Source organism: Xanthobacter sp. SG618, assembly GCF_012932745.1.
Taxonomy (GTDB): Bacteria; Pseudomonadota; Alphaproteobacteria; order Rhizobiales; family Xanthobacteraceae; genus Xanthobacter; species Xanthobacter flavus.
In genome coordinates this window covers 189,403-204,017 of the sequence record NZ_JABBHL010000001.1, presented here as the reverse complement: position 1 = coordinate 204,017, position 14,615 = coordinate 189,403, and the positions used below count along the sequence as shown (strand labels likewise).

The following is a 14,615-nucleotide window of genomic DNA, read 5'->3' as shown; positions in this document are numbered from 1 at the left end:
GCTGCCGCCTCAGGCGGCCCCGGCGAGGCCCCCGGCCTTCTCGATGAAGGCGGCCACCACCTCCACGCCCACGCCATTGCGGATGGAGGAGAAGACGTAGGGCCGACCCGCCCGCATGCGGATGGTGTCCGCTTCCATCACCGCCAGATCGGCGCCGACCATGGGCGCGAGATCGGTCTTGTTGACCACCAGCAGGTCCGACCGCGTGATGCCCGGCCCGCCCTTGCGCGGGATCTTCTCTCCCCCCGCCACGTCGATCACGTAGATGGTGATGTCGGCCAGCTCGGGCGAGAAGGTCGCGGCGAGGTTGTCGCCGCCGGATTCGATCAGCACCAGATCGAGATTGGGGAAGCGGGCGTTCATGTCCGCGACCGCGCGCAGATTGATGGAGGCGTCCTCCCGGATCGCCGTGTGCGGGCAGCCGCCGGTCTCGACGCCGAGGATGCGCTCCGGCGGCAGCGCGCCGGCCACGGTCAGGAGCCGCGCATCTTCCTTGGTGTAGATGTCATTGGTGATGGCGCAGAGGTCGTAGCGCTCGCGGAAGGCCTTGCACAGCGCTTCCATCAGCGCCGTCTTGCCCGAGCCCACAGGGCCGCCGACACCGACGCGCAGGGGATTCTTGCCGGAACTCATGAGCGGAACAGCCTCGTATATTGGGTTTCGTGGCGAAAGCTGCCGAGATCGGCGCGGAAGGTGGCAGTGCCGAGATCGTCCAGCGTGAGAGCGGGAATGTCCGCCGCGAGCGCCCGCACGGCCGGTGCAAGGCCGGCGACGACACGGGTGCCCGCCGTCTGGCCCACGGGGGCGAGCCGGATGCCCGACGACACCAGCGCCTGCACCAGCGCCAGCAGGAAGCCTTCAAGCGTCGGGCCGAGCGGAATGCGGTGCGCCCCTGCAGCAAGCCCCACCGCGACGGGATAGGCGACCTCGCCGGAGAGTGCCCCCGCCGCCGTCTCGAGCGCAGGGGAAGGCCAGGCCGCGCGGACGGCATCAAGGAAGGACCGGCCCTGCTGGCAAGTCTCCAGCCTGAGTTCGGCGGACGGCGCGAGGCAGACGGCGAGCGCGTTCACCTCGCCGAGCGCCGCACGGCCTTCCGCCATCGTCGCCCGCCAAGCATGGGCCAGGAGGATACCGTCCGAACGGCCGAACCCGAGCCGCATCAGGTCCGACACCTGCGCCGCGAGGCTCGCCTCGTCCTTCACGTCGCCCGCCTCCACCGCCCATTCGAGAGCGTGGGAGTAGGCATAGGCCCCCACCGGAAAAGACGGCGAAAGCCAAGCGAAGAGCGGAAGCAGATCGGGCAGAGCAGGCGTGGTGCCCTCTCCCTGAGTACTGCAGGGCTGGTCAGCCATGCTTGTGGTCGTGGCCGCAGCCCGGGCCGTGGACATGACCTTCGGCGGCATGGTCGTGGCCGTGCTCGTGCTTATGGCCGTCCTCATGGTCGTGCTCATGGTCGTGATGGGCGTGGCCATGATGGGAATGATCATGCGCATGGTCGTGGCCGCATCCGCAGGCGTCACCGTGGGCATGGTCATGGTCGTGATGTTCGTGACCATGGTGCTCGTGCTCATGAGGCTCGTGCCCATGAGACTCGTGCGCGTGGCCGTGTCCACCATGGGCTTCCGCCGCCTCGTAGGCACCCTTCTCCGGGCGGAACGGGCGCGTCACCCTGGCGACGCCGGCGCCGAGGCCGCGCACCATCTCCGTGAGCACGTGGTCGTCCACGAAATAGACGGCGGTCTCGGTGATCTCCGCCGGCACATGCCGGTTCCCGAGGTGCCAGGCCACCTTCATCAGCCGGAGCGGATTGGCGGTGGTGACCTCCACCAGCTCCTCGGCGGCCGCCTTGATGCGGACGAGGCGCCCGTCCTCCAGCTTCACCGCGTCGCCGTCGTCCAGAACCGTCGCCTTGTCGAGGTCGAGCAGAAACGAAAGGCCGCCGTCCGCCCTGAAGGCGAAGCGGCGGCGGTGGCGCGCATGGTGATCGAGGGTGATCTCGTCCGCCACTTTTTCCGGGCGGACGGCGGGACGGCGGACGACGGTGGTGGCGCGGATCATCGGGTTACTCCGTACAGCCACCCGAGCACCCTGCCCCACCGCCTTCGCGGGTTCCGGCTGCGCTCAGGTGGCGCTGTCCTGCCGATTCTGGTTGGTCTCGAACAGGAACCACAGGCGCTTCTCGGCCTCGTCCACATATTCTTCCAGCAGGCTGGCGGTGGCAATGTCCTCCGCCTCGTCGCAGATCTCATGGGCCTCGCGCATGGTCTTGATGGCCGCCTTGTTGTCGGCGATCAGCTCCGCGAACATGGCCTCGGGCGAAACGTAGGGCTCGTCATTCTCCTTGAGCCCGGTGAGCTTCAGGATCTCGCCGAAGGAATGCACCGTCCGGCAACCGATCTTGCGCACGCGCTCGGCGAGCGGGTCGATGGTGGCCTGGATGGTATCAGCCTGCTCGTCCAGCAGCAGGTGGTAGTCGCGGAAATGCTTGCCGCTGACGTGCCAGTGGAAGTTCTTGGTCTTGAGGTACAGCACGAAGCTGTCGGCCAGCACGCGATTGATGGCGTCCGCCACCTTCTGTGCCTTGGCGCTGTCGAGATCGGTGGGCGTGGCGAGGGCGGGGGTCTTCGCCGGCTTCTTGGACAATGAACGAACGACGGCCATGGGTGTGGCTCCTCAAACGAAGCGGGTTGCAACACCCGCTGCAACGAGGAGCCACGGCGAAGGTTCCGCCGTGCGCGCCGATATTCGTTCAGAACAGGAAGTAACGCTGCGCCATGGGCAGAACGTCCGCCGGCTCGCACACCAGCAGTTCGCCGTCCGCGCGCACGTCATAGGTCTCGGGATCGACCTCGATGTGGGGCGTGGCGTCGTTGTTGATCATGCTCTTCTTGGAGATGCCGGATCGGGTGTTCTCCACCGCCACCAGCTCCTTGGCGATGCCGAGCCGGCCGGCGAGCCCGTCCTCAATGGCCACCTTCGAGACGAAGGTGAGCGAAGTGTGCGTGCGCGCCCGGCCGAAGGCGCCAAACATGGGGCGGTAGTGCACCGGCTGGGGCGTCGGGATGGAGGCGTTGGGATCGCCCATCTGCGCCATGGCGATGGCGCCGCCCTTGATGACCAGATCCGGCTTCACGCCGAAGAAGGCCGGCGTCCACAGCACGAGATCGGCCAGCTTGCCCGCTTCCACAGATCCGATGTGCCGGGACATGCCGTGGGCGATGGCCGGGTTGATCGTGTATTTCGCGATGTAGCGGCGGGCGCGGATGTTGTCGCTGTCGGTCTCGCCCGGCAGCGACCCGCGCTGGCGCTTCATCTTGTCCGCCGTCTGCCAGGTGCGGATGATGACCTCTCCCACCCGGCCCATGGCCTGCGAATCCGAGCTCATCATGGAGAGCGCGCCGATGTCGTGGAGGATGTCCTCGGCGGCGATCGTCTCCTTGCGGATGCGGCTTTCCGCGAAGGCGAGATCCTCGGCGATGTCGGGATCGAGGTGGTGGCACACCATCAGCATGTCGAGATGCTCGTCGATGGTGTTGCGGGTGAACGGCCGCGTCGGGTTGGTGGAGGAGGGCAGCACGTTCGGCAGGCCCGCCACCTTGATGATATCCGGCGCGTGTCCCCCGCCCGCGCCTTCCGTGTGGAAGGCATGGATGGTGCGGCCCTTGAAGGCGGCGATGGTGTCTTCCACGAAGCCCGACTCGTTCAGCGTGTCGGTGTGGATCATCACCTGAACGTCGAGCGCATCCGCGACCGACAGGCAGCAATCGATGGCGGAGGGCGTCGTGCCCCAGTCCTCGTGCAGCTTGAGGGCGCAAGCGCCGGCCAGCACCATCTCCTCCAGCGCTCCGGGCAGGGAGGCGTTGCCCTTGCCGGCGAAGGCGAGGTTCATGGGGAAGGCATCCGCCGCCTCGATCATCCGGGCGATGTGCCACGGGCCGGGCGTGCAGGTGGTGGCGAAGGTGCCGGTTGCCGGCCCCGTGCCGCCGCCCAGCATGGTGGTGACGCCGGAGGCCAGCGCCTCCTCGATCTGCTGCGGGCAGATGAAATGGATGTGGCTGTCGAACCCGCCTGCGGTGAGGATCTTCCCCTCCCCGGCGATGATCTCCGTGCCGGGACCGATGATGATGTCCACGCCCGCCTGCACGTCCGGGTTGCCGGCCTTGCCGATCCGGGCGATGCGCCCGTTCTTCAGGCCCACGTCGGCCTTCACCACCCCCCAGTGGTCGAGGATGACGGCATTGGTGATGACGGTATCCATCGCCCCGTCGGCATTGGTCACCTGCGACTGGCCCATGCCGTCGCGGATCACCTTGCCGCCGCCGAACTTCACCTCTTCGCCATAGACGGTGAAATCCTTCTCGATCTCGATCACCAGCGAGGTGTCGGCGAGCCGCACCCGGTCGCCCGTGGTGGGGCCGAACATGTGGGCATAGGCGGCGCGGGGCATGCGGGACGAGGACATGAGGCGAGCCTTCCGGCAGAAACGTTCAAGCTGAAACAAAAAATGGGGCGGGACGCTACGCTTACAGCTTCCCCGCCACCGCCGCGCGGAAGCCGTAGACCTCGCGCTTGCCGCCGAACGGCACCAGCGTCACGTCCCGCGTCGCGCCCGGCTCGAAGCGCACGGCCGTGCCGGGAGCGATGTCGAGACGCATGCCGCGCGCCTTGTCCCGGTCGAAGTCGAGCGCCGGGTTGGTCTCGAAGAAGTGGTAGTGGCTGCCCACCTGGATCGGCCGGTCGCCCGTATTGGCGACGGTGAGGTGAACCCGCTCGGCCCCCTCGTTGAAATGGATGTCACCTTCCTGCGGCAGCAATTCGCCGGGCACCGTCTCGGAGGGCGTGCCGCGGATGGGGTGGTGGACGGTGACGAGCTTGGTTCCGTCCGGAAAGGTCGCCTCCACCTGGATGTCGTGGATCATCTCGGCGATGCCCTCCATCACCTGATCCGAGGTGAGCACCTTGGCGCCGGCCTCCATCAGCTCGGCAACGGTGCGCCCATCGCGGGCGCCCTCCACCACGAAGTCGGTGATGAGCGCGACCGCCTCAGGGTGATTCAGCTTCACACCGCGGGCGAGGCGCTTGCGCGCCACCTCGGCGGCCATGGCGACCAGGAGCTTGTCCTTCTCGCGCGGCGTCAGCAGCACGGCATCTCTCCTCGAACGAGCATCAGGTGGCCCACACGCGCGGTAGCGGGGCCTTTCGGAAAGCCATCAGAAACGAGGTTGCGGCGCGGCGCAACGTCCCTATGTCCGGGGCGAGCCAGCGCACGGCGAGAATGCCGTTCCAGGCGCTGGCCCCGGCCTCGCAGGGCACGCTCTCCATGAGGGCGCGCGCCTCCTCCAGCCGCGCTTCGGCATCGGGAGCGATGTAGAGGAGCGTCGCCAGCGCACGGGCACCGGCCGCGACCGCCGGACGCTCCAGCAGCGCGCCGATGGGGCCTTCGAGCCGGAAGGCATCGGCATAGACCAGCGCGCCGCCGCGCCGGATGCGCCAGTGGTCCTCAAGATGCCCCTCCCCCATCGCGTCGCCATGCGCGAGGCGGCCGAGCATGAGGCCCTCGAACGAGAGAAAGGTGGCATCGGGCGCGATGTCCACCTCGTAGCGGCGCTTCAGCCGGGCGCGGTCGAACAGAATGGTTTCCTGTGGCAACCATTCCAGCCGCGCGCCCTCCTGCGCCGCGAGCGACACGGAGATCTCCGCCAAGGGCCCATCGGAGCGATAGACCTTCTCGGCGGCCGGCGTCGCGACCGTGAGGTGCGCGCCCGGACCGGCCGTCGCCTCGATCGTGAAGCGGTCGCCGCAGCAGACCCCGCCGGCGGTATTGACGATGACGGCTTCCAGCCCCGGGCCGCCGCGCGGCATCCGCACGCGCATGGCGCCGCCTTCCGCGAGGTCGGCGACGCGGGTCACCGCGCCGAACTGCGCAGCGGCAATGCGCACGCGGCCTTCGCTACGCTGGCGCTGGGGCGGGAGGGGGGCCGACGTTTCGTCAGATCGCCATGAGGCGGCGAACATCGTCGCCATCCAGCCCACTCCTGTCACCGCTTGCCACCACCTCACCCCGGTCCATCAGGATGAAGCTGTCGGCGAGATCGCGGGCGAACTCGAAATACTGCTCCACCAGCACGATGGCCATGTCGCCCTTGTCGCGCAGGTAGGAAATCGCGCGGCCGATATCCTTGATGATGGAGGGCTGGATACCCTCCGTCGGCTCGTCCAGCACCAAAAGGCGCGGGCGCGTGACGAGGGCGCGGCCGATGGCAAGCTGCTGCTGCTGCCCGCCGGAGAGATCGCCGCCACGGCGCCGGAGCATGGATTTCAGCACCGGGAAGAGGTCGAACACCTCCTGCGGCACATACTTCTCCTTGCCGGACAGGCGGGCGTAGCCCGTCTCCAGATTCTCCTTCACCGAGAGCAGCGGAAACACCTCCCGCCCCTGCGGCACGAAGCCGATGCCCATCGCCGCGCGGTCGGGCGTCGAGAGCTTGGAAATCTCCTTGCCGTCCAGCGTGATGGACCCGCCGGCGATGGGCCGCTGGCCAACGATGGCGCGCAGGAGCGAGGTCTTGCCCACGCCGTTGCGGCCGAGCACGCACGTGACCTTGCCCGCCTCGGCGGAGACCGACACCTTCTTCAGGGTGTGGGCGGCGCCGTAATAGAGGTCGAGGTTCTCCACCTTCAGCATGGCCTCACCTCCCCAGATACACTTCGATGACGCGATCGTCGGCACTCACCTGATCGAGCGGGCCTTCGGCCAGCACCGAGCCCTCGTGCAGCACCGTGACCTTCACGTCGAGGTCGCGCACGAACTGCATGTCGTGCTCCACCACCACCACCGAGCGGGTCTTGGCGATTTCCCTGAGCAGCACGGCGGTGTCCGCTGTCTCCTGGTCGGTCATGCCGGCGGCGGGCTCGTCCACCAGTAGCAGGCGCGGTTCCTGCGCCAGCAGCATGCCGATCTCCAGCCATTGCTTCTGCCCGTGGGAGAGGTCGCCGGCCCGGCGATGGCGGCTGTCCTTGAGGCGTACGCGCTCCAGAAGCTCCTCCACCCGCTCGCGCTCGTGGCGGCTCGGATTCCACTCGATGTTGGCGAAGGGGCGACGGTCGGCCTTCACCGCGAGGAGGATGTTGTCTTCCACCGAATGCATGTCGAACACGGTCGGCGTCTGGAACTTGCGGCCGATGCCGAGCTGGGCAATGGCGGCCTCGTCCATGCTCGTGAGGTCGTTGGTGCCGGCGAACAGGGCCACGCCCTGGTTGGGGCGGGTCTTGCCGGTGATGACATCCATCATCGTCGTCTTGCCCGCGCCGTTGGGGCCGATGATGGCCCGCATCTCCGCCTCGCCGATGACGAGGGAGAGCGCGTTCAGCGCCCGGAAGCCGTCGAAGGAGACGGTGATGTTGTCGAGATAGAGCAGCGCCGGGGTCAGGGCCATCGGGTCCGGGCCGGGCTGCTCCGCCTTCAGGAAGCCGAGCTCGGCTTCCAGCGAGAGCGCGCCATGCGACTTGACGGCATAGGGATCGGCAGAGGGAGAAAGCATGCTCATGGGGCTCACTCCGCCGGGGTAGCGCTGGGGGTGGGTGCCGAGGACGGCCGGCGGGCCTTCCACTTCTCGGAGAGGCTGGCCGCGAGGCCGAGCACGCCCTTGGGCAGGAACAGCGTGACCAGCACGAACAGTGCGCCGAGGGCGAACAGCCAGGCCTCCGGCAGCACGCCGGTGAACCAGGTCTTGCCAGCATTGACGATGAGCGCGCCCAGCGCCGCGCCGACCAGCGTGCCGCGACCGCCCACCGCCACCCAGATCACCATCTCGATGGACTGGGCGGGAGCGAATTCGGACGGGTTGATGATGCCCACCTGCGGCACGTAGAGCGCCCCGGCGACACCCGCCAGCATGGCCGAGAGCACCCAGGCGACCAGCTTGTAGTTCTCCACCCGGTAGCCGAGGAACCGGGTGCGGCTCTCCGCGTCGCGCACCGCCACCAGCACCTTGCCGTATTTGGAGGTGACGAGCGCCCGGCACAGCACATAGCCCGCCGCCAGCGCCGCCGCCGAGAGCACGAACAGCACGAGGCGGGTCGAAGGCGCGGAGATGGGGAAGCCGAGGATGTCCTTGAAATCCGTGAGGCCGTTATTGCCGCCGAAGCCCATGTCGTTCCGGAAGAAGGCGAGCATGAGCGCGAAGGTCATCGCCTGGGTGATGATGGAGAGATAGACGCCGGTGACGCGCGAGCGGAAGGCGAACCAGCCGAACACGAAGGCGAGCGCCCCGGGCACCAGCACCACCATGAGCATGGCGAAGGGGAAGATGTTGAAGCCCTCCCAGAACCAGGGCAGCTCCTTGTAGTTCAGGAACACCATGAAATCGGGCAGCACCGGATTGCCGTAGACACCGCGCGCGCCGATCTGGCGCATGAGGTACATGCCCATGGCGTAGCCGCCGAGGGCGAAGAAGGCGCCGTGTCCAAGGGACAGCACCCCGCAATAGCCCCACACCAGATCCACAGCCACGGCGAGCAGCGCGTAGCACAGATACTTGCCGAGCAGCGGGATCATGTAATCCGGCACGTGGAGCGGATTGCCGGCGGGCAGCAGCAGGTTGGAGGCCGGGATGAGCACCCCCGCCGCCAGCACCGCGATGAGGAAGATGCCGCCGGTGCGGTCGATGATGCGGGTGCGGTTCATGATTCCACCGCCCGGCCCTTGAGCGCGAACAGACCGCGCGGGCGCTTCTGGATGAACAGGATGATGAAGACGAGCAGCAGGATCTTGCCCAGCACCGCGCCGGCAAAGGGCTCCAGCAGCTTGTTGGCCACGCCCAGCGTGAAGGCGCCCACCAGCGTGCCCCAGAGGTTCCCCACGCCGCCGAACACCACCACCATGAAGCTGTCGATGATGTAGCCCTGGCCGAGATTGGGGCTCACATTGTCGATCTGCGAGAGCGCCACGCCGGCGATGCCGGCGATGCCCGAGCCGAGGCCGAAGGTCAGCGCATCGATGCGCCCGGTGCGGATGCCCATGGCCGCCGCCATGCGCCGGTTTTGCGTCACCGCCCGCACATAAAGGCCGAGCGGCGTTCGCCGGAGCACCAGCAGCAGGGTGAAGAACACGATCAGCGCGAAGCAGATGATCCAGAGCCGGTTGTAGGTGATGGACAATTGCCCGATCTGGAACGCGCCGGACATCCAGGAGGGCGCGCCGACCTCCTGGTTGGTGGGGCCGAACACGCTGCGCACCGCCTGCTGGAGGATCAGCGAAACACCCCACGTGGCGAGCAGCGTTTCGAGCGGCCGGCCATAGAGGAAGCGGATCACCGTGCGTTCGATGAGGATGCCCACGAGCGCTGTGAACAGGAAGGCCAGCGGCAAGGCGATGGTCAGCGACCAGTCGAACAGATAGGGCGCCTTCTGGCGGATCAGCTCCTGCACCACGAAGGTGGTGTAGGCGCCCAGCATCACCATCTCGCCATGGGCCATGTTGATGACGCCCATGACGCCGAAGGTGATGGCGAGGCCGATGGCCGCCAGCAGCAGAACGGAGCCGAGCGAGAGGCCGTACCAGACATTCTGCACCACGGCCCAGAACTTGAGGCTCTCCTCGGCCTTCATGATGCCGGCCTCGGCCGCGGCCTTGAGGGCCGGCGGCGAATTCGCCGGCAGGCTGCGCAGCAGGCTGATGGACTCCTGATCGCCGCGCGCGGCGATCAGCTGGATGGCGGCGCGGCGATCCGGCTCCGGCGCGTCCGCCTTGCCGATGAGGATGGCGGCGCGGGCCTGCGCCAGCGCGGCCTTCACGGCCGGCACGGTTTCCTTGGCGATGGCCGCCTCGACCGTGGGCAGCGCCGCAGCATCGCGAGACTTGAACACGGCGGCGGCGGCATCAAGCCGCTTCGCCGGATCCGCATTGAGTAGCGTGAGTGCCCCGGCCGCGGCATCGAGCGCGCGGCGGACGCGGTTGTTGGCCCGCACCGGCGAGAGATTGGCCGGCGCGCTGCCGACGATGGCGCCCGTGGCCGGATCGACCATGCCGCTGGGGGTGCGGATGAAGACGGCCTTGGTGGCCGGATCATAAAGCAGGTTGCCGGCGGCCAGCGCCTCGACCACGGCGGCGGCCTGCGGGCTGCCCGAAGTGGCGAGCGCCGCGACCGCATCGGTCGTGTCGGAATAGCTGTCGTTGCCGAACTTGGCGATGATGCCGGAAATGTCCGGCTGGCTCTGCGCGCGGGCGGGGACCGAAGCCACGAGCCCGGCCATCAGCACGGCAAGAAAGGAAAGAAAGAGGGTCCGCAGCGTGCTGGGCGAGACGTTCGCCTGCGGTACGGAAAGGGGCAGCCGCATCATTCAGGTCATCCGCTCCGGCGCGGCCGGGCAAGCCGGCGGCCCTTATCGGGAGTGCAGCAGGGCTCCCCCTCCCCTTGCGGGGAGAGGGAGGGGCGCCCCGAAGGACGGTACGAGAGGTCGAGATAAAACCTTGAAGAGCCTTCGGCAGGCCGCGAGGACCGATGATCCCCGCGCTATAGCAGCCGCTTAGTTTGCAGGCGCCTACTTGGCGGACGCACCCAGGCATTTGTTGGTCGTGGTGTCGTAGTTGCCGCAATTGTACTTGACCCAGTCGGCGACGAGGTTCTTCGAACCTTCGAGGTACTTGGACCAGGCTTCGCCGGGGATCAGGTCCTTGGTCTTCCACACCACGTCGAACTGGCCGTTGTCCTTGATCTCACCGATGAAGACCGGCTTGGTGATGTGGTGGTTCGGCAGCATCTGGGAGACGCCGCCCGTGAGGTTGGCCTGCTGGATGCCCGGCAGGGTGGCGATCACCTTGTCCGGATCGGTCGTGCCGGCCTTCTCCACCGCCTTCACCCACATGTTGAAGCCGATGTAATGGGCTTCCATCGGGTCGTTGGTGACGCGCTTCGGGTTCTTCGTGAAGGCGTGCCACTTGTCGATGAACGCCGTGTTCTCGGGCGTGTCGATGGACATGAAGTAGTTCCAGGCCGCGAGGTGGCCGAGGAGCGGCTTGGTATCGATGCCGGCGAGCTCTTCCTCGCCCACCGAGAAGGCCACGACCGGGATGTCCGTCGCCTTGATGCCCTGGTTGGCCAGCTCCTTGTAGAAGGGCACGTTGGCGTCACCATTGATCGTGGAGACCACGGCGGTCTTCTTGCCCGCGGAGCCGAACTTCTTGATGTCGGACACGATCGTCTGCCAGTCGGAATGGCCGAACGGCGTGTAGTTGATCATGATGTCCTCGGCCTTCACGCCGCGGGACTTCAGATAGGCTTCGAGGATCTTGTTGGTGGTGCGGGGATAGACATAGTCGGTGCCCGCGAGCACCCAGCGCTCCACCTTCTCCTCGTTGGCGAGGTAGTCCACCGCCGGGATGGCCTGCTGGTTCGGCGCGGCGCCGGTGTAGAACACGTTGCGCTCGCTCTCCTCACCCTCGTACTGCACGGGGTAGAAGAGGATGTTGTTCAGCTCCTTGAACACCGGGAGCACGGACTTGCGGGACACCGAGGTCCAGCAGCCGAACACGGCCGCGACCTTGTCCTTGGTGATCAGTTCACGGGCCTTCTCGGCGAAAAGCGGCCAGTTGGAGGCCGGGTCCACCACCACGGCCTCAAGCTTCTTGCCGAGCAGGCCGCCCTTCTTGTTCTGCTCTTCGATGAGCATGAGCATCACGTCCTTCAGCGTGGTCTCGCTGATGGCCATGGTGCCCGACAGTGAATGCAGGATGCCGACCTTGATGGTGTCCTCGGCCCGCGCCGCGCCCACTCCCATCGTGCCCGCGACGACGGCGGCAGCGGCGAGCGCCCCGAATCCCCTCCTGGTCGTCCGTCCCAGCAAACCGAGCATGCGCTCTCTCCCCTATTCCGACGGCCCAAGCGGGGCCGACCGATGGAGAGTGAGCAAGGCGCGTGCCAAGGCCGGGTGCACCGCACAGTCGGGCGCCACGCAATACCTCGCTCCAGTCCCGCTTGAAGCTATGGAAGGGCGGCAGGGGCGAATGCCTATTGATTGGGCAGGGCGGCGAATTGCAAATGGCTAAAGTTGCATCATCGGCGCCGGTCAATGCATGCAGCGGCCGAGAAGGGTAATTTTATACAGCCTCAAACGCGACTGCGCCCTGCTGAAACAAGACTCTCTTCGGAAGGCGACTGCGCAGCGATTAATCATCAGCCCCGGCGCAGCACGCCGCCTCGCTCCCCTCGCGCAGCGTAACGAGAGGCCGTGCGCAACGATCGCCGCGCACGGCTCCGGCCTCAGAGGAAGTTGAAGAGGTAAAGGAGGACGATAACCGAGATCGGAACGCCCATGATCCAAAGCAGAATTCCGCGCATGTCCTTGGCTCCACACGTTTTCAAGCTTTCGCGATGAGAACGTGGCAAGGCGAAGTCCGGTTCCGCGCGGCCTGCTCTTGACTTGTCCGCGAAGCTCAGACTTCCGTGGCGGCGTAACTGAAGGGAGCGATCGCGTGGACGAACTGATCTCCGGCTACCAACGGTTTCGCGAAACGGCATGGCCCGAGCGCAAGCTGCTGTTTGAGCGTCTGGCGGCGCGCGGCCAGAAGCCGGAAACGCTTGTGATCGCCTGCTCGGACAGCCGCGTCGATCCGCAGATGATCTTCGATGCCGGCCCGGGCGAGATGTTCGTGGTGCGCAACGTCGCCAATCTTGTCCCGCCGTTCATGCCCGACGCCAACTATCACGGTACTTCGGCGGCCATCGAGTTCGCGGTGCGGGTGCTGAAGGTGAAGCAGGTCGTGGTGCTCGGCCACGCCCAGTGCGGCGGCATCCATGCGCTGCTCGACGGCGCACCTCCCGGCGCGGAGGACTTCGTCGCCGGCTGGATGAAGATCGCCGAGCCCGCACGTCTGATGGCGGAGGATGCCAACCTGCCGGCCGACGAGCGCCAGCGCTTCTGCGAGCAGTGCTGCGTCAAGCTCTCCCTCGCCAACCTCGCGGGCTTCCCCTGGGTCGCCGAGCGGGTTGCGGACGGCGACCTCAAGCTGCACGGCGCCTATTTCGGCGTGGCCACCGGCCGCCTGGAGATGCTGGCAGACGACGGCACCTTCAAGCCCGCCTGAACCGGTCCGGCGCACGGGTGGTGAGTTGACCTAAAGGCGTGCCGAAAGGGCAGCGCGGCCGGTTGTTCCGGCCGCGTTTCATCCCCTTGTATTAAATGGTGATTATCCGATATGGGTCGGCTCGACCGGCACCTTGCATTGGACAGGGCCGTTCTTGCTTGAACATCCCCTCGAACCGGGACACACCCATATGACCGACGCGGCTATCGCATCGCGGCTCGGGCACGAGCACGTCGCTGACATCGTCGAATTCCTGAATGGCAAGACCGCCGAGGAAGCGACCGGCGTGGTTGCGCATATGCCGCTGAAATGGGCGGTCGAGGTGCTGGACCAGCCGCAGTTTCACGATGCCTGCGAGGTGATCGAGGCGCTGCCGCAGGAGCGGGCGGTCGGCATCCTCGAAGGCATGTCCGCCGACCGCGCCGCCGACGTGCTGCGCTGGATCGAGGAACCGGCCAAGGGGCGGCTTCGGGATGCGCTCAGCCCCGAGGCGCAGGCGGCGATCGACCACCTGCTCACCTATCCCGAGGGCACGGCCGGCGCGCTGATGACCACCGAGTTCGTCTCGGTGCCCTCCAACTGGACCGTGCAGCAGACCCTCGACCACATCCGCGAGGTGGAGCGCAGCCGAGAGACCGTCTACGCCATCTACGTGCTCTCCCCGGGCACAAGGCGGCTGGTGAACACGGTGTCGCTGCGCCGGCTGATCTCGGGCAATCCCGGCGATTCGATCCTGTCGGTGGCGAACCCCTACACGCCGATCACCGTCCCGCCGAACCTGCCGCAGGAGGAGGTGGCGCGGACCATCTCCAAGTACGATTTCCTCGCCGTGCCCGTGGTGGACACGACCGGCCACGTCCTCGGCATCGTCACCGTCGACGACGTCATCGACGCCATGATCGAGGAGCAGACCGAAGACGTCCAGCGCATGGGCGGCATGGAGGCCATCGACGAGCCCTATCTGGAAATCTCCTTCAAGGAGATGATCCGCAAGCGCGCGGGCTGGCTGTGCATCCTGTTCATCTCCGAGATGTTCACGGCGAGCGCGATGCAGTTCTTCTCCGACGAACTGGAGAAGGCGATCGTGCTGGCCCTGTTCATCCCGCTGGTGATGAGCTCGGGTGGCAATTCGGGCTCGCAGGCAACCTCCCTCATCATCCGCGCCCTGGCGCTGCATCAGGTGCGGCTGCGCGACTGGTGGCGTGTCGCCCTGCGCGAACTGCCCACGGGAATCACGCTCGGCACCATCCTCGGCGTGATCGGCATCATCCGCATCATCGTCTGGCAGCAGGTCGGGCTGTTCGACTACGGCGAGTACTGGAAGCTTCTGGCCGTCACCATCGGCGCCGCGCTGATCGGCATCGTCACCTTCGGCTCGCTGGCGGGATCGCTGATGCCGTTTCTGCTGAAGCGACTCGGCTTCGACCCCGCCTCCGCTTCAGCGCCCTTCATCGCGACGCTGGTCGATGTGACCGGCATCGTGATCTACTTCTCGGTGGCTTGGCTGTTCCTTCACGGAACCATCCTGTGA

Annotated in this window: 14 protein-coding genes; 2 read left to right on the top strand and 12 right to left on the bottom strand. The window is 66.8% G+C overall.

The annotated features are described in order from the left end of the window. Positions 1–9: 9 nt before the first annotated feature. From ureG to urtA, 12 genes are all read right to left on the bottom strand, one after another. The gene (ureG, locus tag FHT36_RS00995; protein ID WP_169120311.1) at positions 10–633 is read right to left on the bottom strand and encodes an urease accessory protein UreG; all 624 of its coding nucleotides are present in this window, start codon (positions 631–633) and stop codon (positions 10–12) included. Next, positions 630–1,352, bottom strand: a complete 723-nt coding sequence (locus tag FHT36_RS00990; RefSeq protein WP_246701966.1) for an urease accessory protein UreF — start codon at positions 1,350–1,352, stop codon at positions 630–632. Before FHT36_RS00990 ends, ureG begins: the two co-directional genes overlap by 4 nt. Further along, positions 1,345–2,058: an urease accessory protein UreE gene (locus FHT36_RS00985; protein WP_169120307.1), complete on the bottom strand. Its 714-nt coding sequence runs from the start codon at positions 2,056–2,058 to the stop codon at positions 1,345–1,347. The genes FHT36_RS00990 and FHT36_RS00985 overlap by 8 nt, the downstream gene beginning before the upstream one ends. 63 nt (positions 2,059–2,121) lie before the next feature. Next, entirely contained in the window at positions 2,122–2,661 is a 540-nt protein-coding gene (locus FHT36_RS00980; RefSeq protein WP_210257524.1) for a Dps family protein, read from the bottom strand. 88 nt (positions 2,662–2,749) lie between these two features. After that, positions 2,750–4,462 carry an urease subunit alpha gene (gene ureC / locus FHT36_RS00975; RefSeq protein WP_169120305.1) on the bottom strand — a complete coding sequence of 571 codons (1,713 nt, stop codon included), beginning with the start codon at positions 4,460–4,462 and terminating at the stop codon, positions 2,750–2,752. A gap of 61 nt (positions 4,463–4,523) precedes the next feature. Beyond that, a complete protein-coding gene (locus FHT36_RS00970; RefSeq protein ID WP_169120303.1) occupies positions 4,524–5,144 on the bottom strand; it encodes an urease subunit gamma in 621 nt (206 codons plus the stop codon). Positions 5,145–5,166: 22 nt separating this feature from the next. After that, complete coding sequence (locus FHT36_RS00965) at positions 5,167–6,024, bottom strand: urease accessory protein UreD (protein ID WP_348644360.1); 858 nt, start codon at positions 6,022–6,024, stop codon at positions 5,167–5,169. Further along, positions 5,990–6,685, bottom strand: coding sequence for an urea ABC transporter ATP-binding subunit UrtE (gene urtE, locus FHT36_RS00960; protein WP_168457876.1), 696 nt, complete (start codon positions 6,683–6,685; stop codon positions 5,990–5,992). Before urtE ends, FHT36_RS00965 begins: the two co-directional genes overlap by 35 nt. Before the next feature lie 4 nt (positions 6,686–6,689). Next, on the bottom strand, positions 6,690–7,436 hold the full coding sequence (gene urtD, locus FHT36_RS00955; RefSeq protein WP_169121444.1) for an urea ABC transporter ATP-binding protein UrtD: 747 nt from the start codon (positions 7,434–7,436) through the stop codon (positions 6,690–6,692). 116 nt (positions 7,437–7,552) lie between these two features. Beyond that, positions 7,553–8,686 carry an urea ABC transporter permease subunit UrtC gene (gene urtC / locus FHT36_RS00950; protein WP_169120301.1) on the bottom strand — a complete coding sequence of 378 codons (1,134 nt, stop codon included), beginning with the start codon at positions 8,684–8,686 and terminating at the stop codon, positions 7,553–7,555. Beyond that, complete coding sequence (gene urtB, locus FHT36_RS00945; protein ID WP_169120299.1) at positions 8,683–10,341, bottom strand: urea ABC transporter permease subunit UrtB; 1,659 nt, start codon at positions 10,339–10,341, stop codon at positions 8,683–8,685. The genes urtC and urtB overlap by 4 nt, the downstream gene beginning before the upstream one ends. A 201-nt stretch (positions 10,342–10,542) precedes the next feature. Next, positions 10,543–11,778, bottom strand: coding sequence for an urea ABC transporter substrate-binding protein (urtA, locus tag FHT36_RS00940; protein WP_407077055.1), 1,236 nt, complete (start codon positions 11,776–11,778; stop codon positions 10,543–10,545). Positions 11,779–12,472: 694 nt separating this feature from the next. On the opposite strand from urtA, the gene FHT36_RS00935 reads away from it, so the two are divergent. Further along, the gene (locus tag FHT36_RS00935) at positions 12,473–13,084 is read left to right on the top strand and encodes a carbonic anhydrase (protein WP_169120295.1); all 612 of its coding nucleotides are present in this window, start codon (positions 12,473–12,475) and stop codon (positions 13,082–13,084) included. Positions 13,085–13,274: 190 nt separating this feature from the next. Further along, positions 13,275–14,615: a magnesium transporter gene (gene mgtE, locus FHT36_RS00930; RefSeq protein WP_169120293.1), complete on the top strand. Its 1,341-nt coding sequence runs from the start codon at positions 13,275–13,277 to the stop codon at positions 14,613–14,615.